Genomic DNA, 19,468 nt, shown 5'->3' with positions numbered 1-19,468 from the left:
CGTCATCGGATCGGACCGAGCTGCCGGGCGGTCAGCGGGCCAGGGCGTCGGAAATGGCGGGGTCGGCGGGTGAGGTGACGGCCGGTGGCCGGTCGCGGATGACGTCCCAGGCCGCCTTGCCGCTGGCCAGATAGTCCCGAGCCGCCTTCCGCACCAGCAGGCCGGTGCCGCAGCCGGAGCAGCGGGCGGTCACGCCGTCGGCGTCGATGCCGACGTGCCGGCACAGCGTCACCGCCCGGGACAGGTGATAGGACTGGGTGACGATCAGGGCACGCTCGATCCCGTACACCTCGCGGGCCCGCAGGCAGCTGTCGTACGTGTCCAGCCCGTGCGGGTCGGCGACGACGCGCTGCGGGTCGACACCGAGCTGCTCGGTCAGGTGAGCGGCCATGATCGCCGGCTCGTCGCCGGACTCGCCCGCACCGTCGCCGGACACGAGGACCACCCGGGCCTTACCGCTGCGTACCAGCTCGGCTGCGGTCTCCAGGCGGCCGGCGAGCCGGACCCCCGGTTGTCGGCCGTCCTCCGTCACGGCGGTACCCAGGACGATCACCACGTCGGCGGTCGGAGCCTGCGCCGCCGGGTGGACGTGGCCGCGCGCACCGACTGTCGTCCACAGCCAGGGCAGGCTGACGGCCAGCAGCATCGCGACAAGGACCGGTACGGCCATCCGCAACAGGCGTCGCCGCCGGCGCTTCACCAGGTCGACCGGAGGGGTCGGCGGCGTCACTACCCGAGACGGAACGGAGAGAAGGAGGGCAGGAGCCCACCGCCGTCGCCGCCGTCGTCATCCGGCGGCGGCGTGGTGGGAGCACCGGTGGTCGGCGGGGTCTGGGTCGGCGGGTCCGGGTCCTCCTCCGGCTCCGGCACCGACACGATGATCTTCACCGTGCTGCCCTTGGTGCGCTCGGCGTTGCCGTTCGGGCTCTGGTCGACCACCCGCCCGGCCTCGTCCGCGGGGCGCTCCGGACCCAGCTCGGTCTCGACGTCGAAGCCGGCGCGTTCCAGGGTCCGCTCCGCCTCCGCCTGGGACAGGCCGACCACCGACGGCACCGTCGCCACGTTGCCCTTCGACACGGTGAGGATGACCTCGGTGCCCTCCGCGACCTTCTCACCCGAGGGCGGGTCGACCTTCAACACCTGGCCTTCGGTGGCCGCGTTGTTGGCCTCTTCGATCTCCACCTTAAGTTTGAGGTTCTCGAGCTGCGTCTTGGCGGCCTCCTGCGTACTGCCGACGAGGCCGTTCGGGATGGTCACCTCGGGCTTGCCGCCGCAGATGCGTACGGTCACCGTGCTGTTCGGTTCCGCCCGCTCGCCGGGAGGTGGGGACTGGTTGGTGACCGTCCCCTCCTTGCAGTCCGAGGTGAACTCCGGTTCGCCGCGCGCCGGCACGAAGCCGTCCCGCTCGATCTGGGCGAACGCTTCGGCCTGGGTCAACCCGGTGACCGTCGGCACCGCGACGTCCTGCGGCTCGTCACGCTGGTTCAGCAGCAGCGCGGCGACCAGGGCGATCACCGCGAGCACGCCGAGCGCGGCGAACGTGGCGATCAGCCAGGACGACGCCTTGCGCTGGCGCGGATCACCCACCCGGGCGGGAATCTGCCGGGTCTGCGTCGCGCCCCCCGTCGGGTAGCCGGGGTGGCCGGCCGCGGCCATCGCCACGGTCTCGTCCTCGCGCATCACCGGGGTCGCCAGCACCGGCCGACCGGCTGCCGCGCGGAGCAGATCCGCCCGCATCTCCCCGGCGCTCTGGTAGCGGTTCAACGGGTTCTTCGACAGTGCCTTGAGCACGATCGCGTCGACCGCCGGGTTGACGTCCGGGTTGAGATCGCTCGGGGTGGGCGGAGCCTCCCGTACGTGCTGGTAGGCGACGCTGACCGGGCTGTCCCCGACGAACGGCGGATGACCGCAGAGCAGCTCGAAGAGCACACAGCCGGCGGCGTACACGTCGGAACGGGCGTCGACCGCCTCGCCGCGCGCCTGTTCCGGGGAGAGGTACTGCGCGGTGCCGATGACCGCGCTGGTCTGCGTCATCGTGGTGGCGCCGCTGGCCAACGCCCGGGCGATGCCGAAGTCCATCACCTTGACCTGGCCGGTCTGGGTGAGCATCACGTTGCCCGGCTTGATGTCGCGGTGGATGATGCCGTGCCGGTGGCTGAAGTCCAGCGCGGCGCAGATGTCGGCGGAGATCTCCAGCGCCCGCCGGGGCTGCAACCGGCCCTCGGCGCCGAGCACCTCCTTCAGCGTGCGCCCGTTCACGAACTCCATCACGATGAACGGCAGCGTCTCGCCGGTCGGCGCCTGCTCCTCGCCGGTGTCGTAGACGGCGACGATGGCCGGGTGGTTGAGCGAGGCGGCGTTCTGCGCCTCCCGCCGGAAACGCATCTGGAAGGTGGCGTCGCGGGCCAGGTCGGCGCGGAGCATCTTGATCGCGACGTCCCGGCCGAGCCGCAGGTCACGACCGCGATGCACCTCGGCCATGCCGCCGTACCCGAGCAGCTCGCCGACCTGGTACCTGCCACCGAGCAGGCGGGCCTGCGCTGTCATCGCGTCTGTCGTCCTTCGCTCGTCGTCGTCACGTCGCCGCCCATCCGGGGCTGATCCAGTCGACGGTACGCCGTATCGACCAGATCGTCTCGCCCGTCAGGCCGCAGCGCGTCGGACGTCACCGTTGGCACGGAAGCCCCATCCGGCGTGCCCGCGCCGAGGTTGTTCCGTAGTTCGTAGGAAATCACGCCGGAGCAGATGAGGACCAGTGCGCCCACCATGATGGCCAGGAAGACCATCCCGGATCGTGACCGTCGAGGCACCGGGCGTGATGGCCCCGGCTGCGGAGCGTACCCGGGCGGGACCGTGGCCGCGCCACGCGGGTAGCCGGCGGCGGCCGGTGCCACCGCAGTGGGACGGTGTGGAGCCACCGGCGGACGGGCCTGCGGATGAGCCGGCGGCGGCCGGTGCCCGACGGCCGGCGGGTGCGCCGGGGCCGGGGAGTGCGGGGCCGCGACCGGACGCGGTGGCTGCGGAACCTGCGCGCGGCCCGGTGCCGGCGAGGCCGGCGCGGCAGAGATCGGTGCGGCCTGCCCACCGGCTCGGGCCTGCCGGGACAGCGCGGTCTTCAACTGCCGGGCCGCACCGGCCAGCGCGGCGGCGCTCGGCCAACGCTCCTTCGGGTCCTTCGCCAACGCCCGCTCCACAAGCGCGCGGACCTGGGGCGGGATGTCGGAGGGCAGCGGTCGGGGCGTCTCCCGGACGTGCCGCATGGCGATGTCGAGGGGGTTGTCACCCTCGAACGGCCGCCGACCGGCGAGGCACTGGTAGGCGACCACGCCGAGCGCGTAGACGTCGGAGGCGGGGGTGGCGACCTGGCCGGTGGCCTGCTCCGGCGAGATGTACGAGGCGGTGCCGAGCACCGAACCGGCCGCGGTGAGCTGCCCGACCAGGTCCGACCGGGCGATGCCGAAGTCGGTCAGCACCAGCGTGCCGTTGGGGCGGACCAGCAGGTTGCCGGGCTTCACGTCCCGGTGCACGATGCCCTTCACATGCGCGGCGTGCAGCGCGTCCGCCGCCTGGGCGACGAGCGCCATGGTCCGCGCCGGGGTGAGCCGGCCGACCCGGCTCAGCGTGGCCGAGAGGGGGTCACCCTCCACGTACTCCATCACCAGGAAGGCGATGTGCTGGTCGTTGCCGAAGTCGTAGACGTCAACCACGCCCGGGTGGTTGATCGTGGCCATGGTGCGGGCCTCGCCGCGGAACCGCTCGGCGAACCCGGGCTCGTCCAGCAACGCCGGAAGCAGGCTCTTGACCGCCACCGTACGACCGAGCACCTGGTCGGTGCCGCGCCAGACGTCACCCATGCCGCCGCTGGCGATCCGCTCGTCGAGGCGGTAGCGGTTACCGAGCTGCACCCCGGGACTGAGCATGTCAGCGCCCCCCGGGTTCGGCGATCACGGCCCGCATGATCTGACCGGCGATCCGGGCGGCCTCGGCGCTGCCGCCGCTGCCGGCCTCCTCCAGGACGACGCAGACGGCGGAGATCGGCTTGCCCTCGGAGTCGAGGACGAAGCCGATGAACCAACCGTGGTCGGGGCGGTCCGGCGCGGACTGTGCGGTGCCGGTCTTGCCGCCGACGGTGTAGCCGTTGATCCGGGAGTTCCGGCCGGTGCCGTTCTCCACCACGCTCACCATCATGTCCCGCAGGTCGGCGGCGACCTGACCGCTCACCGGCCGGCGCAACTCACGCGGGTTGGCGGTGTCGTAGACGGTGGTGCGGTCCGGTGCCAGCAGCTGACGCACCAGGTACGGCCGCATCTGGCTGCCGCCGTTGGCCACCGCCGCAGCGATCATGGCCCCCTGCAACGGGGTCATCCGCACGTCCCGCTGCCCGATGGAGGACTGCGCAAGCGCCGCCGGGTCGGGACTGCCGTCCGGGTTCTCCATGCTGCCGGTCCGGCTGGCCGCCACGCTCAGGCCGCCCTCGCCGAGCCGGCCGACGGTCAGATCCTCCTGCTCGAAGCCGAACTGCCGGGCCTTCTCCTTGAGCACGTCGGGGCCGAGCTGGCCGCCGAGCTTCGCGAAGCCGGTGTTGCAGGACTCGGTGACCGCGTTCATCAGGGTCACCTGCGACTCGGGGCAGATCGACGGCGCGGCGTTACGGATCGGCTCGCTGGAGGTGGGCGGGGTGTAGCTCGACCCGGCCGGGATCTCGGTCTCCTTGGTGATCCCGTTCTCCAGCGCGGCCGCGGCCACCACGATCTTGAAGGTGGAGCCCGGCGGCAGCACCTCGCCGATCGCCCGGTTCCGCAGCGGCCGTCCCGCCTCCTGTTCGAGCCGGTTGTACGCGGCGGTCGCGTCGTCGGTGTCGTGGCTGGCCAGCGGGTTCGGATCGAAGCTGGGGATGGAGACCATCGCCTGCACCGCCCCGGTAGCCGGGTCGATGGCGATCGCCGCGCCCTTGTTCGCACCGACGTTGTTGCCCCGCAACTCGTCGTACGCGGTGTCCTGGGCCCGCTTCGACAGGGTCAGCAGCACGTTGCCACCGGCGGTGGTGTCGCCGGTGACCATGTCCCGCAGCCGGTTGACGATGAGCTGGTCGCTGGTGCCGGCGAGGAAGTCGTTCTCGGCGCGCTCCAGACCGGTCGCGGAGCCGTTGACCGGCTCGTACCCCAGCACGTGGGCGTACTTTTCCCCGCCCGGGTAGGTGCGCAGGTACTTCAGCTCGCCGTCGGTCTCCTTGCTGACCGCCAGGGCGGTGCCACCGGCCTCGATGTTGCCCCGCTTCCGGTCGTACTTGGCGACCTGGACCCGACCGTTGTAGTCGCTGGTGCGGTACTCGTCGGCCTTGTACGCCTGGATCCAGTTCAGGTTGGCGAAGAGCAGGCCGAACAGGACGATGACGACGACGCCGACCCGGCGCAGGGGTGCGTTCACGGCTTGATCACCTCCGTGGGGGCACCGTGCAGCTGCTCGGGCGGGCCGGAGGGGCGGGTCACCTTGCCACCGGCGCCGTCGACCGGCCGGCGGCCGGCGTCGGAGACGCGCAGCAGCACCGCGATGAGCAGCCAGTTCGCCATCAGCGAGGAGCCACCGGCGGAGAGGAACGGCGTGGTCTGACCGGTCAGCGGGATGAGCTTGCTGATCCCGCCGACGATCACGAAGACCTGGAGGGCGAGGGTGAAGGCCAGGCCACCGGCGAGCAGCTTGCCGAACGAGTCCCGGACCGCCAGGGCGGCCCGCAGACCGCGCTCGACGATGAGCAGGTAGATCACCAGTAGCGCGGAGAGGCCGAAGAGACCGATCTCCTCACCGATGCCGGCGAAGATGAAGTCGTTGCGTACCTCCGGCAGCAGCAGCGGCTGGCCGCCGCCCGGACCGGCGCCGAACAACCCGCCGGAGCCGAGCGCGAGCAGCCCCTGCACCAGCTGGTAGCCGTCGTCGTACGGCTGGGCGAAGGGGTCGAGCCAGATCTGTGCCCGTAGGTAGAAGTTCGCGAACGGACCGCCCACCGCCTCGCCGAGCACGTACGCGAGGTAGGCGCCGCCGAAGAAGAGGACCAGGCCGATGAGCAGCCAGCTGACCCGTTCGGTGGCGATGTAGACCGTGGCCACGAACATGCCGAAGTAGAGCAGCGAGGTGCCCAGGTCCTTCTCGAAGACGAGGACCAGCAGGCTGATCACCCAGACGACGAGCACCGGGCCGAGGTCTCGGCCGCGCGGGAAGTCGATGCCGAGGAACCGGTGACTCGCCAGCGACAGCACCTCGCGCTTGCGCACCAGGTAGTAGGCGAAGAAGACCAGCAGGGCCAGCTTGGCGAACTCACCGGGCTGGATGGAGAAGCTGCCGATGCGTACCCAGAGCTTCGCACCGTTGATCTCGGAGATGCTGGCCGGCAGCACCGCCGGCAGCATGACCAGCACGATGCCCGCCAGACCCAGGGTGTACGCGTACCGGGAGATCGACCGATGGTCGCGCATCAACGCCAGCAGCCCGGCGGCGAGCATCACCGAGATCAGCGTCCAGGCGAGCTGCCGACCGCCGATGCCGGCGAAGATGGCCAGGTCGGCCCGTTCCTCAGGGGCCGCATTGGCGAGGTCGAGCCGGCGGAGGAAGCCGACTCCCAGCCCGTTGAGCAGGGCCACCGCCGGTAGCAGCGCCGGATCGGCGAACGGCGCCAGGAACCGGATCACCAGATGCATGCCGAGGAACACCGCGGTGAGCGTGGCGGCCGGCACCCAGAAGCCTGGCGTGACCGTGTCGAGCACATTCGCCTCGACCATCGCGCCGTACGCGGCGACCAGCGCCATCGCCAGCAGGAGCAGCGACAGCTCGGCGTTGCGGCGGGACCGCGCCATGCGTACGCCGGGTCGCTCGCCCGCGGTCGCGGGCGAGGATGCCGGGGTGGCCGCTGCGGTCACGATCGTCCTCGGGTGGGAGCCGGTGCCTACTCGGGCGACCGGCAGGCCGCCGGATCGACCGTGGGCGTGAAGGTGTCGACGGGGGGCGCGTCGGGGGTGCTGTCCGGTGCGGCGGCGGAGGCGCCGGTCGGCGTGACCGTGGCTCCGGCGGGCGGTGACGCCGAGATGCTGCCCACCTGACTCGGTGAGCCGGCCGGAACGCTCGGCGATCCCGCTGGCGCGCTCGGCGTCGGGGACGGCGAACCCACAAGCGAGGGCGTGGGGCTCGGTGTCGGCGGACAGATCGGCTTCAGGTTCACGTTTGTCGGGCTGTCCATCGTCAGCTCGGCCAGCCGTCGTTCCGCGTCCGGCTCACTCTTGGCCGGAATGCCCTGCTTGACCTGCTCCTGCGCGGCCAGGGTGAGGTCGTCCAACTGGGCACTGCTCTCGGAGTGCACGCTGGAGAGATCCATCCCGGCGATCTGGCCCTGAATGCCACGGAACACGGCCACCTGGCCGTTCTCGGTCGCGCCCACGTAGTACTGGCGCTGGGTGTAGCTCCAACCGGCGAACACCCCACCGCCGACGATCACCAGCAGTGCGGTCGTCATCGCGAGCGCACGCAACGGACGGCGGCGGGCCTCGGGTTCGTCGTCGTTGTTGGCGGACTCGTCAGGCGTCGCCGGCCGGGGCGCGGAGAGCGCCGAGGCACGAGCCGCTGGAGTGGAGACATCCGCCGAGGTGGCCATCCCCCGGTCCCGGGCCGCCGCACCGCCGACGATCGGCGCCGCCTCGACGATGTCCCGGTCGGTGGCGTCGGCGATGATCACGGTGATGTTGTCCGGACCGCCACCGCGCAGGGCGAGCTGGACGAGCCGTTCCACGCACTGCTGCGGGTCGGCGTACTCCCGCATGGTCTCGGCGATGGTCTCCGCGCTGACCACACCGGAGAGCCCGTCGGAACAGATCAGGTACCGGTCGCCGGGCAACACCTGCCGGACCGAGTACTCCGGATCGATGTCGCGGCCGTCCAGCGCCCGGGTGAGCAACGAGCGCTGGGGGTGGCTGCTCGCCTCCTCCGGGCTGATCCGGCCTTCGTCGACGAGCATCTGTACGTAGGTGTCGTCCTTGGTGATCTGCGCGAACTCTCCGTCGCGCAGCAGGTAGGCCCGCGAGTCGCCGATGTGGACCATGCCCAGCTTGCTGCCGGAGAACAGGGTCGCGGTAAGCGTGGTGCCCATCCCCTCCAACTGGGGATTGGCCTCCACCGTCTCGCGGAGTTGCTGGTTGGCGGTGCCCACCGCGGAGCGGAGCGCGTCGACCAGGGCGTCGCCGGGGACGTCCTCGTCCAGTGGCGCCATGGCACCGATGACGATGTTGCTGGCGACGTCACCGGCGGCCATACCGCCCATGCCGTCGGCAACGGCGAGTAGCCGCGGCCCGGCGTAGACGGAGTCTTGATTACCGTCTCGGATCAGACCGCGGTCGCTGTGGGCCGCATAGCGCAGGGTCAGAGTCATGGCCGTAATTCGAGAGAGGTGCGGCCGATTCGGATCGGCACGCCGAGGGGGACGGGGGTCGGTCCGGTGACCTTAGCGCGATCCAGGTACGTCCCGTTAGTCGAACCCAGGTCCTCGACGAACCACTGCCCGTCGCGCGGCACGAGCCGGGCGTGTCGCGCGGACGCGTAGTCGTCCGTGATGACGAGGGTGGAGTCCTCGGCACGACCGATCGTTATCTGCGCCTCACCCAACGTGATCCGCGTGCCGGCCAGCTGACCTGCGGTCACCACCAGCTGGTGCGCCGCCCGCCCCCGCTTCACCTTCGCCGGCTTCGCCGACGCCTGACCCGTCGACGCGCCCACCGTCCGGGGCGCGGCTACCAGTCGACCCGAGCGGGCCCCCGCGAAGAGGTCCCGGCGGATGACGCCGACCACCGTGAACACGAAGATCCACAGCAGGACGAGGAATCCGAACCGGGCAACGGTGATAACGAGTTCCGGCAAGGCGGATCAGCCGTCCACGCGGAAGGTCAGAGTGGTCGTACCGAGCTGGATCATGTCACCGGGGTTCAACGCCACCGCGGAAACCCGCTGGCCGTTGACCATGGTGCCGTTGGTCGAGCCGAGATCGGTCAGCACGACCTGCCCACCGTCGAAGTCCAGCCGGGCGTGTCGCCGGGAGATGCCGACGTCCGGCAGGCGCAGGTTGGCCTGGTCGCCACGACCGATCACGGTCGAGCCCATCTGTAGCGGGTAGGTGCGGCCGTCGCCGGAGACCAGTCGGATGTTGCGCCCACCGCCGTGACCCGGCGGCGGGCCGTAGCCACCACCCTGGTCGTAGGACGGGTAGCCGGGCGGGCCGGCGTCGTATCCGGGCGGACCGGCGTCATAGCCGGGCGCCGAAACCGGGGCGACCTCGCCACCGGTGTAGACCTCCGCGGTGACCCGGAACATACCGGTGTCCAGTCCTTCACCGCGCTCGATCTCGACGATCACGTCCCCGTAGACCGTCCAGGCCTGCTCGCCGATGAACTCCGCCTGCGACTGGGCCAGCTCCTGGGCCAGCGCGGCGGCGTACGGCGCCAGCCGACTGTGGTCGTACGGGGAGAGATCGATCACGTAGCGGTTGGGCACCAACGTGCGCCCACCAGCCAGGATGGCCTTGTGTGCCTCGGCCTCCCGCTGCATGGCGTTGAGGATCTCCACGGGGTGGACCACCCCTTTGAAGACCTTGGCGAAAGCCCCTTCGACCAGGCCTTCCAGACGCTTCTCGAAGCGTTGCAGCACGCTCACCGGCTCCTCCTCGGGTCCCGAGGACATGATGGTATCCGTCCAGAGCGCACGCAGCTCACACGCCGCTCGGCCGGCAGGCCGCGGCCCGTTCGGACGGCTTCTGATTGTCGTGCTACTCTTTCGTCCGCCACGAACGGTAACCGCTGCGCGCAGCGAAAGCCATTCGCGGCAGCAGACCAAGGTCACGTAGCATGGCTGAGGCCCGCCGGTCACCGGCGGTGTCCGGCTCAGGCGACGTTGACTGAGGTCAGGCCACGGGGAAGTGGCGGAATGGCAGACGCGCACGGTTCAGGTCCGTGTGTCCGAAAGGACGTGGGGGTTCAACTCCCCCCTTCCCCACCACAGCTGAGGGCTCCGCGAACGCGGGGCCCTCGCTCCGTATCCGGGCGTGCCGGACGTCACGCTATGCTCCGATGGTTTCTGCCTCCGACGCACCAGGAGTGGCGTGTGACTGTCGCATTCGTGACCGGGTCGGGCGGGCTGATCGGCTCCGAGGCGGTCCGGCATTTCGCCGGCCTCGGTCTCGACGTCGTCGGCATCGACAACGACATGCGGCAGGAATTCTTCGGCGAGGAGGCGTCCACCGCCTGGAATGTCCGCCGGCTGACCGACGAGCTTGGTGAGGCGTACTCCCACCACAGCATCGACATCCGGGACCGGGCGGCGCTCGGCGCGCTGTTCGGCCGGTACGGCCGGGACGTGGCTGTGGTGATCCACACTGCCGCCCAGCCCTCGCACGACTGGGCGGTGCGTGACCCGTTCACCGACTTCGACGTCAACGCCGCCGGCACGCTCAACGTCCTGCAGAACGTCCGGGAACACTGCATCGACGCCCCGGTCATCCACTGCTCCACCAACAAGGTCTACGGCGACCGGCCGAACAGCCTGCCCCTCACGGAGTTGGAGACCCGCTGGGAGATCGAGCCGGGTCACCCGTACGAGCAGGGCATCCGGGAGGACATGTCGATCGACGCGTGCCTGCACTCGATCTTCGGTGCCTCCAAGGTGGCGGCGGACGTCATGGTGCAGGAGTACGGCCGCTACTTCGGCATGAAGACGGCCTGCTTCCGAGGCGGGACGCTCACCGGTCCGGCGCACTCGGCGACCGAGTTGCACGGCTTCCTCGGCTACGTGATGCGGGCGAACATGGAGCGCCGCACCTACAAGATCTTCGGCTACCAGGGCAAGCAGGTCCGCGACGCCATCCACAGCTCGGACGTGGTCTCCGCGTTCGAAGCCTTCTTCCGCAACCCCCGCTCGGCCGCCGTCTACAACCTCGGCGGGGGCAGGCACTCGAACACCTCCAACCGGGAGGCGTTCCTGCTGGCCGAGCAGATCACCGGCCAAGAGATGATCACCGAGTACGTCGAGGCCAACCGGATCGGCGACCACAAGTGGTGGATCGGCTCCAACGAGGCGTTCCAGGCCGACTACCCGGACTGGAAGCAGGTGTACGACGTACCCATGATCATGCGAGAGATCTACGAGGCCAACGTGGACAAGTGGGTGCCGGGAGCATGACCAAGAAGAACGTGCTCGGTGTCCTGGTCGATGCGACCGACTACGCCGAGGCCACCGAGCAGGTGGTGGCCGCCGGGCAGGAACGCCGGCCGTTGGCCCTTACCGCGCTGGCCGTGCACGGCGTGATGACCGGAGTGCTGGACCGGGCACACAACGCCCGGCTCAACTCCTTCGACGTGGTGACCCCGGACGGTCAGCCGGTGCGCTGGGCGCTGAACCTGCTGCACGGCGCCCAGCTCACCGATCGGGTCTACGGACCGACGCTGACGCTGCACGTGCTCTCCCGCTTCGCCGACGAAGGGCTGCCGGTCTACCTGTACGGCTCGACCGAGGAGACCCTCACCCGGCTGATCCCGGCGCTGGAGCGGATGTTCCCGGCACTCAAGATCGCCGGGGTTGAGGCGTCCAAGTTCCGCGGCGTACAGCCGGGCGAGGACGTCGAGATCGCCGACCGGATCAAGGCCAGCGGTGCCCGGCTGGTCCTGGTCGGGCTCGGCTGCCCCCGGCAGGAGATCTTCGCGTACGCGATGCGTCCGCTGCTGGACATGCCGCTGATGGCGGTCGGCGCGGCCTTCGACTACCACGCCGGGTTGTTGCGCCAGCCGCCGTCGTGGATGCAGCGCGCCGGGTTGGAGTGGTTCTGGCGTCTCGGCCTGGAACCCAAGCGCCTGTGGCGGCGCTACGTGATCCTGAACCCCGCGTACCTGGGTCGCCTGTTCGCGCAGAAGACCGGGCTGTGGAAAGCTCGGCCGCCCGCGCCGGCCTCTGAACGGCCGACCACGTTCGCGGTCTGAACCGGCACAGCAGACGGGCCCCGGCGCTACGCCGGGGCCCGTTGCCGTACCGGGACGTCAGAGGGTCAGCGTCCAGGTGTTGATGTAGCCGGTGTCACCGCCGTAGACGTCGCGGACCTGGAGACGCCAGGTGCCGTTCGCCGCCTCGCTGGACAGGTTCACCGTGTAGGTGGTGTTCACGTTGTCCGTGCCGTCGAAGATGCTGCTGTTCTTCAGCCGGTAGGACGAACCGTCCGGGGCGAGCAGGTCGATGACCAGGTCGCCCCGGTAGGTGTGCACGATGTTCACCGCGACGGTCGAACTCGACGCGGCGTTCCGGTTGCAGCCGGAGATCGTGATCGAGCTGGTCACCGCCGAGCCCGAGTCCGGGATCGACACGTCGGTGCCGTTGGTCCCGGAGCAGCCACCGCCGCTGCCACCGGTCACCGTCAGCGAGTACGTCGCGCTCCTGGTGCCGGAGGCCGCGGTGCCGGTGACGGTCACCGGGTACGTGCCGGCCGGCGTGCTGGTCGAGGTGCTGATGGTCAGCGTGGACGACCCGCCCGAGGTGACGGTGGCCGGGCTGAACGAGGCGGTCGCCCCGGACGGCAGGCCGCTGGCCGAGAGGCTGACGGACTGGGCAGAACCGTTGGTGGTCGCGGTGGACACGGTGGCGGTCGCCGAGCTACCCGCCGTGACCGAGCCGGAGGTCGGCGACACCGAGACCGAGAAGTCGTTGGTCGGCGGCGGGGTGCTGCCGTTGACCACGTAGAGCAGCTGGTTGGGGGTGCCGCTGCCCACGTTCGAGATCACGTTCGGAGTGGAGTTGCTGACCAGGTAGTCCCGGACCTGCTGCGGGCTCCACGACGGGTTGGCCGACAGCACCAGCGCCGCCACCCCGGCGACGTGCGGCGAGGCCATCGAGGTGCCGCTGATGGTGTTCGTCGCGGTGTTGCTGGTGTGCCAGGCGGAGGTGATGCTCACCCCCGGGGCGAGGATGTCCACACAGGTGCCGTAGTTGGAGAAGCTGGCGGCCGCGTCGTTGCTCTGGGTGGCGCCGACGGTGATCGCCGGTGCGGCCCGGGCCGGTGAGTAGTTGCAGGCGTTCTGCCGTTGGCCGAGGGCGTTGCCGTTGCCGGCGGCCACCGCGTACGTGACGCCGGAGTTGATGGAGTTGATGACCGCGTTGTCGACCGAGGTGTTCGCCCCGCCGCCGAGGCTCATGTTGGCCACGGCCGGCTTCACCGCGTTGGCGGTGACCCAGTCGATGCCGGCGATGACACCGGCGTTGGTACCACTACCGGAGCAGTTGAGCACCTTGACCGCCACCAGGCGGGTCGCCTTGGCCACGCCGTACGCCGAGCCACCGACCGTACCGGCCACGTGGGTGCCGTGGCCGTTGCAGTCGGTGTTGTTGGAGTCGACCGTGTTGGTGCCCCAGGTCGCCCGGCCGCCGAAGTCGGAGTGGGTGGTCCGGATGCCGGTGTCGATGACGTACGAGGTCACGTTAGTGGCCGTGTTGGGGTAGGTGTACGAGCTGTTGAGCGGCAGGTTCCGCTGGTCGATCCGGTCCAGGCCCCAGGACGGGGGGTTCGTCTGGGTACCCGCGAGAGAAACGACGTGGTTCTGTTCGACGTACGCGACGGCGGGGTCCGCCGCGATCCGCGCCGCGGCCCGCGCGCTGACCCGCACCTCGGCGCCCCGGACGGCCGCGCTGTAGGTCCGGGCGGTGGCACCGCCGTGCCGGCGTAGCAGCCGGTCCACGGAGGAGCCGACCGCCGTACGACTGACTTCGCTGTCCTTGAACACGACGATGTAGCTGTCCTTGACGGCGGTTGCGCCGCCAGCGCTGCGGACGGTGCCGACCGGCTCGGCCGCCATGGCCGGCGTGGCTGCCGCCAGCATGGCCAGCGTGGCCAGCCCGACAAGCACCGATCTCTGTGGAAGAACCATCTTCCTACCTCCCTCCGATCGGCATCGAACGTCCACCTGCTCGTGGCAGATTGATCGATGAATACCGATCACGGTGAGGGTAGTTGGATGTGTGCGGACAGTTAAACATGTCGGATCCCTCATAACACTGGCGAGATGGTTCCCCTACGGGGACGGGTACGGGACGAACGGGGGGTGGGCCCGGATTCGGCGAGTCCGAAATCGGGCAAGGCTGATGGGCATGCAGAGCCATCTCGCCCTCCTGCTTCCGGTCGCGGCCGTCTGGTGGACCGCCGGCTACCTCGCGGACGGGCTACCCCGCCTGAAGCACGCTCGCGAGCTGCGCCAGCACTCGGGCCGGCTGCTCACGCTGACGCTGACCGCGCTCGGCCTGACGATGGCTCTGCCGATCGCCGGGCTGGCCACCGTCGGACCGACCCTGGCGGACCGGGCCGCCGACGGGCTGACGCTCGCCGCCGTACCCGCCCTGCTGGTGGCCGGCTGCACGGTGCGCCGGTTGCGCCGGTTGTGGGCCGGGGCCGGCGCGCTGGCCGTCGCCGCCGGCACACCGGCCCCGCACGGACTGCGGGCCGCCGCCGCTCACCCGTTGATCGGGCTGCCGTTGCAGGTGACAGGTTTGGCGCTGCTGCCGGCCGTCATCGTGGCGAGCGGTGCCGGCCAGTATCTCGGGCCCTCGGCAACCGGGCCGGCGATCACCATCGCGGCACTGGCCGTCGCTTCGATCGGCGTACGCCACGCGTTGCGGCACAACCGGTTCGCCGAGCGGGCCATGCCCGACCGGGTGTCGTCACCGCGCCCGACCGCCGGTGCCCTGCACGTATAGCAGTTCCAGGATCGCCCTGGTCGCCTCGAACCAGCGGTCGAGCCAGCCGGGTGGCGGCACGCTGCCCTTCGGTGGCAGCTCCATCAACAGGCCACGCAGCAGCGGATGGTCCACGAGGGAACCGTCGTCGACCGTCGACCAGCCACCGGCTGGAAAGGACGGCTCGGTCAGCGGATTCGGATCCAGCGACGGCAGGGTGAGCGGCGACGGCGACTCCGTCGCCGTCGGGGTCTCCCGGCTGGCGTGCTCGGTTTCCGCCGACACCACCTCGGTCAGCACGGTGTCCCGCCGGGCCCCGCGATACTTGCCGCCGAACCGTTCCGGCTTTCCCGGTCCGTTGGTGAGGTTCTCCGACCCGATACTCGTCATCCGTCTCGCCTGCCTCGCTCGGTTACCCGCCCTGCCGGGGGGATGTCGACCAGCGCGTACCGAGAGGTACAACGACACGGGCAGGATGTGGCGACGGCACCCGGCGGAGCATGCGTCTGCGGGTCGCGCCGCCGACGCTGTTCGACGCCCCCACCGCAGCCGGGTCACAACAGCGAATCCCCGCTCGGCCACGGGCCGAACGGGGATTCGTCGTCACCGCCCCCGGGCGTCAGGCCCGGGGGAACGCGCCGTCCCTGGTACTGGCGACGAAAGCGTGCCAGTCACCCGGGGCGAAGACCAGGGCCGGTCCGGCCTTGTCCTTCGAGTCCCGGACGCCGACCGCCCCGGTCACGTACGCCACCTCGACGCAGTTGTCACAGTTCGGCCCGCTCTTCGAGCTCTTGAACCATGTCGCCTGCGCCAGGTTCACGGAGAATCCTTGCGTCGCCACTTCCACAACGGCTCCTCTGCCAGTCTCGCGATGTACTCGACGGACTCCTCCGGACGCTTGGCCGCTGCTCGAATGTGATCGAAGATGAAGCTGTACTTCTGTAGTTCGTCGCTCTTCTCCAGGAAGAGCCCACCCGTGGCGTTCTCCGCGTACACGACATCCGGATCACCGGGTTCGGGGAAGCTGAGGATCGTGAAGGTGCCGTCCATGCCGGCGTGCGCCCCGACCTCGAACGGCAGGACCTGAAGCGTCACGTTCGGCAGCTGTGCCACCTCCACCAACCGGCTGAGCTGGTCACGCATGACCGTGTCCCCGCCCACCGGACGGCTCAACACCGCTTCATCGAGCACCACCCACAGATCGACCGGATCATCCTGGGTCAACAACGACTGACGGCCGAGTCGGACACGCACCCGTTGCTGTACCTGCTCCGGACTGAAGTCGGGGCGGGCCGCACGGATCATCGCGCTGGCGTAGTCCTCGGTCTCCAGCAGCCCCGGCACCACCTGCTGCTCGTACGCGCGAATCGAACTCGCCGCCGCCTCAAGGCCCACGTACGCCCCGACCAGCACCGTGCTGTAGGGATGCCACCAGCCCTTCTGCCGCGCCTCCCGGGCGATCTGCACCAACTCGTCGCTCTCGGCACCGACCACTCCGTAGATCCGGAGCATGTCCCGCACGTCCCGGGGAGTCGCGGTGGTGTGACCTGTCTCGATACGCGAAATCTTGGAAGCCGAGCATTCCAACTGCTCCGCCACGGCCTCTATGGTGATTCCGGCGGCCTCGCGCTGCCGGCGCAGTTCTGCGCCAAGCCGGCGCCGCCGGATGGTCGGGCTGCGCCGCTCGCTCACCGTGCCACCTCTCCGCTTCGACGCGCCGCGCTGACCGCCCGCCCACGGCGCGATCCTTTCGGCGAGCGTTCGCGGCGTGGAGTGTCCCGGTCCTCGGCCGGCCGCGGCGGGCGAAACCGGCTCTCAGTGTGCCGCCCGGGTGGCAGCCCGTTCAAGCGCCGTTTCGCGCGAGCCGCTCACGTATCGGCAAAAGTCGACGTGCAACTTGCATGAAGCACACTCCTGATGCACTCTGTCCGTATGACCCGGGTTACTGACCGTCTCCGATCCGTCTCCACGAGTGATCAACCTCGTAGCGAGGTCGGTCTCCGGGGAGGAGCTTCGCCACCAGCAGCTCCACGCTGACGGACCACGACACCGGCTCCGGTCCCCCGAGACACGACCTCGTCGCCGGAGCCAAACCCCCATTCCTCCAGCCGGCCCTTCCCCGCCGGCCGACCATTTCAGGAGCCCATGTGCTTCCCCGCTCCGGTGACGTACTGCACGTGACACGCGCGGCGAGTGTCCAGTTCCTCAGGCCAATCCTGTTCCGGGTGATCCGGGTGCTCGACCGGCCCACCTACGACGGTTGGCTCTGGCTCGAAGGCTACGAGTTGAACGCGGCGGGGGACGCGGTCAACCGTCGGTCGATCTTCGTTCAACGGGCCGGGCTGCGGCAGGTCCAGGCCGCCCCGCAGCCGCGTCCACACACCGTACGCTCGGCCCGCCGGCCGGCCGTACGGACGCCGGTTCGGGTGCACTGAGCACCACCGACGTCAGGTGAAAAGGATTCGGGGGGCATGCCGCCGACATAGAATCGGTATGCCCACCCCGGCATGTTTCCACCCCGCGCCTCCCGGACCCCGAACCTGGGATGGCCATGGTCAACTTGTCCACGCGGGAGCCACGCCGGTCCCGCATCGCCCACACCTTCGGACTCCTGGCGCTTCTCGGTGCCGTCACCACCCTGGTGGTGCTGGGCCGAGATCCGGCACTGTCGTCCACCCGGCTGGCCGAGCCCGTACCGGCCCCGGAGATCACTGTCGTGGAGAGCGAGCCGGTCGAGCCGGACGTCACCACCGACGACGTCTGGGACGCCTTCGCCCGCGACGGCTTCTTCGACCAGACGGCCGACGACCCGGCGGAGTCCGACGGCGTCTCCGGGCAGCCCTCGTACCCGGCTGACCACGAAGCGCCGGCCAGGGCCACGGGTGGTCACACCCGGGAGGAACTCAGCCGCTCGCTGTTCTGGTCCGGGGTGTTCGGGCTGGCGATCTCCCTCGCCGGTCTCGGACTGGTCGGCACCAGACGCCGGATGTGGTGAGACTCGGGCGGTCACCCCGTGGGGCTCGCCGTGACGGTTGGCTCGGTGGTCGGCTCGCCCGTGCTCGGTTCCGGACTCGGACTGGCCGCCGCGACCACCAGCTGAACCTCATCGCCCACCTCCACCGACTCACCGGCCTCTGGATCGGTGGCGATGACGGTCCCCTCCGGCTGATCCGACGGGCGGTACTCCACCCGATAGTCGAGGTCGAGCCCGTCCAGCGCGGCCCGGGCCGCGGCTTCCGGCAGACCCACCAGCGGCGGTACCGGCACCTCGGCCGGCGCGGCGCTCGTCGTCGGCGCCGCTGACGGGGACTCGGTGGTCGGCGACGGCGACGCCGTGGTCGGCGGGGCCTGGGTGGTCGGTGCGGGCGACTCCGGTGCCGGGCCGTCGTCGTTCAGCCCCTGGCCGGCCAGCCAGAACCCACCCCCGATCAGGCCGAGCAGGAGCAGGAGCAGGACGCCCCAGAGGATCGGCAGCCACCACGGGCGGCCCGGCTGCTCGTCGGCGTACCAGTCGCCGCCGGCCAGCTCGCGGTCCACACCCGGCCGCACCGACGGCACCTCCGCGCGCCCCGACCAGGCCACCGACCCGGAACGCTGGCTGGGCGGCAGCGGCGCGGTCGCGTCCGCCGGCTCGGCGGCGGCCCGGTCCAGCGGGGCAGTTTCGTCCGGCGTACGCCCGATCGGCGCGGTCTCGTCCGGCGGTCCCGCCGGCTCTGCGGTCGCGGGATCCATCGGTGCGGTCTCGTCGGGAGCGCGCCCCATCGGCGCCGTCTCGTCCGGCGCACGCGGCGCGGTCGCGCCCGCCGGCTCTGCGGCTGCGCGATCCAGCGGCGCGGTCTCGTCCGGGTTGTCTGCGGACGGCGGGATCGGACGGGTCCGGTCGTCCGGTTGCCCGTCGGTCGGCTTCTGGCGGTCGTCGCTCACGGCACGTCCTTTCCGCCGACCGGGCGGGCACCAGGCCCCTCGACGGTCAACCTAGCGGTTTAGCCGGTCATCGGCCGGCATCAGCGTGTCGGGTGCGCGTCACGGTGCCGGAGCGCTCGCGTCCGCACTCGGCGGCGTGCCGCACCAGATCTGGACCACGTCGTTCCACCTGCCGACCGTGCCGCCCGGCGGTTGCTGCGACGTGACCGTGCCGGAGCGTCCGTTGGGATAGCGGGGAGAGAACCCCTCGTCGACGAGTTCGTCCCTCGCCTCGTGGCACGTCTCACCGGTCAGGTCGGGCACCTCGTTCGGTGGGGCGGCCCCAGCTACATTGATCTTGACGGTGACACCGCGTCGCACCGGTGTACCCGGAGCCGGATCGGTGCTGCGCACGCTGGCACTGTCCCCGCTGCCGAAGACGAGCTGCCAGCCCAGGCCCAGGTCCCGCAGTTCCTCCCTGGCCTCCTCGAAATCTGCGCCGACCAGGTCCGGGACGGTGAGTCCGGTCGGCCGCGACGGGCTGGGGCTGCTACTCGGCGTGGTCGCGGTGTTCGGCGTCGGTCGCTCCAGCGGCGGCGAGGTCTGCACCGTCGGGCTGGGTAGGGGAGTGCCGGCCGCGCCGGAGGACACCGGTCCGGGTCGAAACTCCTGATCGCCGGCGAGCACCCAGCCCCCGGCCGCGCCGATGATCGCGAGCAGTACGGCGGCGGCCACACCGCCGAGGATCAGCCTCGCCCGGTCCGGGCCGGTGTCACCGCGCCCCGGCCGCCCGCCCGTGGTCCCGTCCGTCATCCCGCCCACCGCCTTATCA

Annotated in this window: 19 protein-coding genes and 1 tRNA gene; 6 read left to right on the top strand and 14 right to left on the bottom strand. The window is 70.6% G+C overall.

What is annotated here, in order from left to right; all coding sequences use genetic code 11:
* Positions 1-31 precede the first annotated feature (31 nt).
* The 8 genes from KBX50_RS18325 to KBX50_RS18290 are packed head-to-tail and all read right to left on the bottom strand — an operon-like array spanning position 32 to position 9,711.
* Positions 32-730, bottom strand: a complete 699-nt coding sequence (locus KBX50_RS18325; RefSeq protein WP_307871007.1) for an ElyC/SanA/YdcF family protein — start codon at positions 728-730, stop codon at positions 32-34.
* Positions 730-2,547 (bottom strand): Stk1 family PASTA domain-containing Ser/Thr kinase, encoded by a 1,818-nt coding sequence (pknB, locus tag KBX50_RS18320; RefSeq protein ID WP_210938312.1) that lies wholly within the window; start codon positions 2,545-2,547, stop codon positions 730-732. Before pknB ends, KBX50_RS18325 begins: the two co-directional genes overlap by 1 nt.
* Complete coding sequence (locus tag KBX50_RS18315) at positions 2,544-3,920, bottom strand: serine/threonine-protein kinase (RefSeq protein WP_210938311.1); 1,377 nt, start codon at positions 3,918-3,920, stop codon at positions 2,544-2,546. The genes pknB and KBX50_RS18315 overlap by 4 nt, the downstream gene beginning before the upstream one ends.
* A 1-nt stretch (position 3,921) precedes the next feature.
* Entirely contained in the window at positions 3,922-5,427 is a 1,506-nt protein-coding gene (locus tag KBX50_RS18310; RefSeq protein ID WP_210938310.1) for a penicillin-binding protein 2, read from the bottom strand.
* Positions 5,424-6,911 carry an FtsW/RodA/SpoVE family cell cycle protein gene (locus tag KBX50_RS18305; RefSeq protein WP_210938308.1) on the bottom strand — a complete coding sequence of 496 codons (1,488 nt, stop codon included), beginning with the start codon at positions 6,909-6,911 and terminating at the stop codon, positions 5,424-5,426. The genes KBX50_RS18310 and KBX50_RS18305 overlap by 4 nt, the downstream gene beginning before the upstream one ends.
* 26 nt (positions 6,912-6,937) lie before the next feature.
* Positions 6,938-8,410 carry a PP2C family serine/threonine-protein phosphatase gene (locus KBX50_RS18300; RefSeq protein ID WP_210938306.1) on the bottom strand — a complete coding sequence of 491 codons (1,473 nt, stop codon included), beginning with the start codon at positions 8,408-8,410 and terminating at the stop codon, positions 6,938-6,940.
* Positions 8,407-8,895 (bottom strand): FHA domain-containing protein, encoded by a 489-nt coding sequence (locus tag KBX50_RS18295; RefSeq protein ID WP_093409190.1) that lies wholly within the window; start codon positions 8,893-8,895, stop codon positions 8,407-8,409. The genes KBX50_RS18300 and KBX50_RS18295 overlap by 4 nt, the downstream gene beginning before the upstream one ends.
* A 6-nt stretch (positions 8,896-8,901) precedes the next feature.
* On the bottom strand, positions 8,902-9,711 hold the full coding sequence (locus KBX50_RS18290; RefSeq protein ID WP_093409193.1) for a DUF3662 and FHA domain-containing protein: 810 nt from the start codon (positions 9,709-9,711) through the stop codon (positions 8,902-8,904).
* A 229-nt stretch (positions 9,712-9,940) separates the two neighbouring features.
* Here KBX50_RS18290 and KBX50_RS18285 point away from each other — a divergent pair.
* The 3 genes from KBX50_RS18285 to KBX50_RS18275 all read left to right on the top strand — a co-directional run bounded on the left by KBX50_RS18285 (position 9,941) and on the right by KBX50_RS18275 (position 11,999).
* Positions 9,941-10,026, top strand: a tRNA-Leu gene (locus tag KBX50_RS18285).
* A 63-nt stretch (positions 10,027-10,089) separates the two neighbouring features.
* Entirely contained in the window at positions 10,090-11,205 is a 1,116-nt protein-coding gene (locus KBX50_RS18280) for an NAD-dependent epimerase/dehydratase family protein (protein WP_210938304.1), read from the top strand.
* Positions 11,202-11,999: a WecB/TagA/CpsF family glycosyltransferase gene (locus KBX50_RS18275; protein ID WP_210938302.1), complete on the top strand. Its 798-nt coding sequence runs from the start codon at positions 11,202-11,204 to the stop codon at positions 11,997-11,999. Before KBX50_RS18280 ends, KBX50_RS18275 begins: the two co-directional genes overlap by 4 nt.
* Positions 12,000-12,056: 57 nt before the next feature.
* Here KBX50_RS18275 and KBX50_RS18270 read toward each other — a convergent pair whose 3' ends face one another.
* Positions 12,057-13,931 carry a S8 family serine peptidase gene (locus KBX50_RS18270; RefSeq protein WP_210938300.1) on the bottom strand — a complete coding sequence of 625 codons (1,875 nt, stop codon included), beginning with the start codon at positions 13,929-13,931 and terminating at the stop codon, positions 12,057-12,059.
* Positions 13,932-14,151: 220 nt separating this feature from the next.
* Here KBX50_RS18270 and KBX50_RS18265 point away from each other — a divergent pair, with 220 nt between their 5' ends.
* Positions 14,152-14,754, top strand: coding sequence for a hypothetical protein (locus tag KBX50_RS18265; protein WP_210938299.1), 603 nt, complete (start codon positions 14,152-14,154; stop codon positions 14,752-14,754).
* Here KBX50_RS18265 and KBX50_RS18260 read toward each other — a convergent pair.
* The 3 genes from KBX50_RS18260 to KBX50_RS18250 all read right to left on the bottom strand — a co-directional run bounded on the left by KBX50_RS18260 (position 14,719) and on the right by KBX50_RS18250 (position 16,425).
* Positions 14,719-15,123 (bottom strand): hypothetical protein, encoded by a 405-nt coding sequence (locus KBX50_RS18260; RefSeq protein ID WP_210938298.1) that lies wholly within the window; start codon positions 15,121-15,123, stop codon positions 14,719-14,721. The two genes, KBX50_RS18265 and KBX50_RS18260, sit on opposite strands and share 36 nt — an antisense overlap.
* A gap of 229 nt (positions 15,124-15,352) precedes the next feature.
* On the bottom strand, positions 15,353-15,574 hold the full coding sequence (locus KBX50_RS18255; RefSeq protein ID WP_093409203.1) for a DUF397 domain-containing protein: 222 nt from the start codon (positions 15,572-15,574) through the stop codon (positions 15,353-15,355).
* The gene (locus KBX50_RS18250) at positions 15,550-16,425 is read right to left on the bottom strand and encodes a helix-turn-helix transcriptional regulator (protein WP_210938297.1); all 876 of its coding nucleotides are present in this window, start codon (positions 16,423-16,425) and stop codon (positions 15,550-15,552) included. Before KBX50_RS18250 ends, KBX50_RS18255 begins: the two co-directional genes overlap by 25 nt.
* A 455-nt stretch (positions 16,426-16,880) precedes the next feature.
* Between KBX50_RS18250 and KBX50_RS18245 the strand changes: the two genes are divergently transcribed.
* Both KBX50_RS18245 and KBX50_RS18240 read left to right on the top strand, forming a co-directional pair.
* Positions 16,881-17,168 (top strand): hypothetical protein, encoded by a 288-nt coding sequence (locus KBX50_RS18245; protein ID WP_093409209.1) that lies wholly within the window; start codon positions 16,881-16,883, stop codon positions 17,166-17,168.
* 110 nt (positions 17,169-17,278) lie between these two features.
* Entirely contained in the window at positions 17,279-17,728 is a 450-nt protein-coding gene (locus KBX50_RS18240) for a hypothetical protein (protein ID WP_210938296.1), read from the top strand.
* An 11-nt stretch (positions 17,729-17,739) separates the two neighbouring features.
* Here the strand turns inward: KBX50_RS18240 and KBX50_RS18235 are convergent, their stop codons facing one another.
* A complete protein-coding gene (locus tag KBX50_RS18235; RefSeq protein WP_307871006.1) occupies positions 17,740-18,657 on the bottom strand; it encodes a PASTA domain-containing protein in 918 nt (305 codons plus the stop codon).
* Positions 18,658-18,756: 99 nt separating this feature from the next.
* Positions 18,757-19,449 carry a PASTA domain-containing protein gene (locus KBX50_RS18230; RefSeq protein WP_210938295.1) on the bottom strand — a complete coding sequence of 231 codons (693 nt, stop codon included), beginning with the start codon at positions 19,447-19,449 and terminating at the stop codon, positions 18,757-18,759.
* Positions 19,450-19,468 lie beyond the last annotated feature (19 nt).

This window comes from Micromonospora sp. C51, from assembly GCF_018070435.1.
In the GTDB taxonomy this organism is placed as follows: domain Bacteria; phylum Actinomycetota; class Actinomycetes; order Mycobacteriales; family Micromonosporaceae; genus Micromonospora; species Micromonospora sediminimaris.
This window is presented reverse-complemented; position numbering and strand designations above follow the sequence as displayed.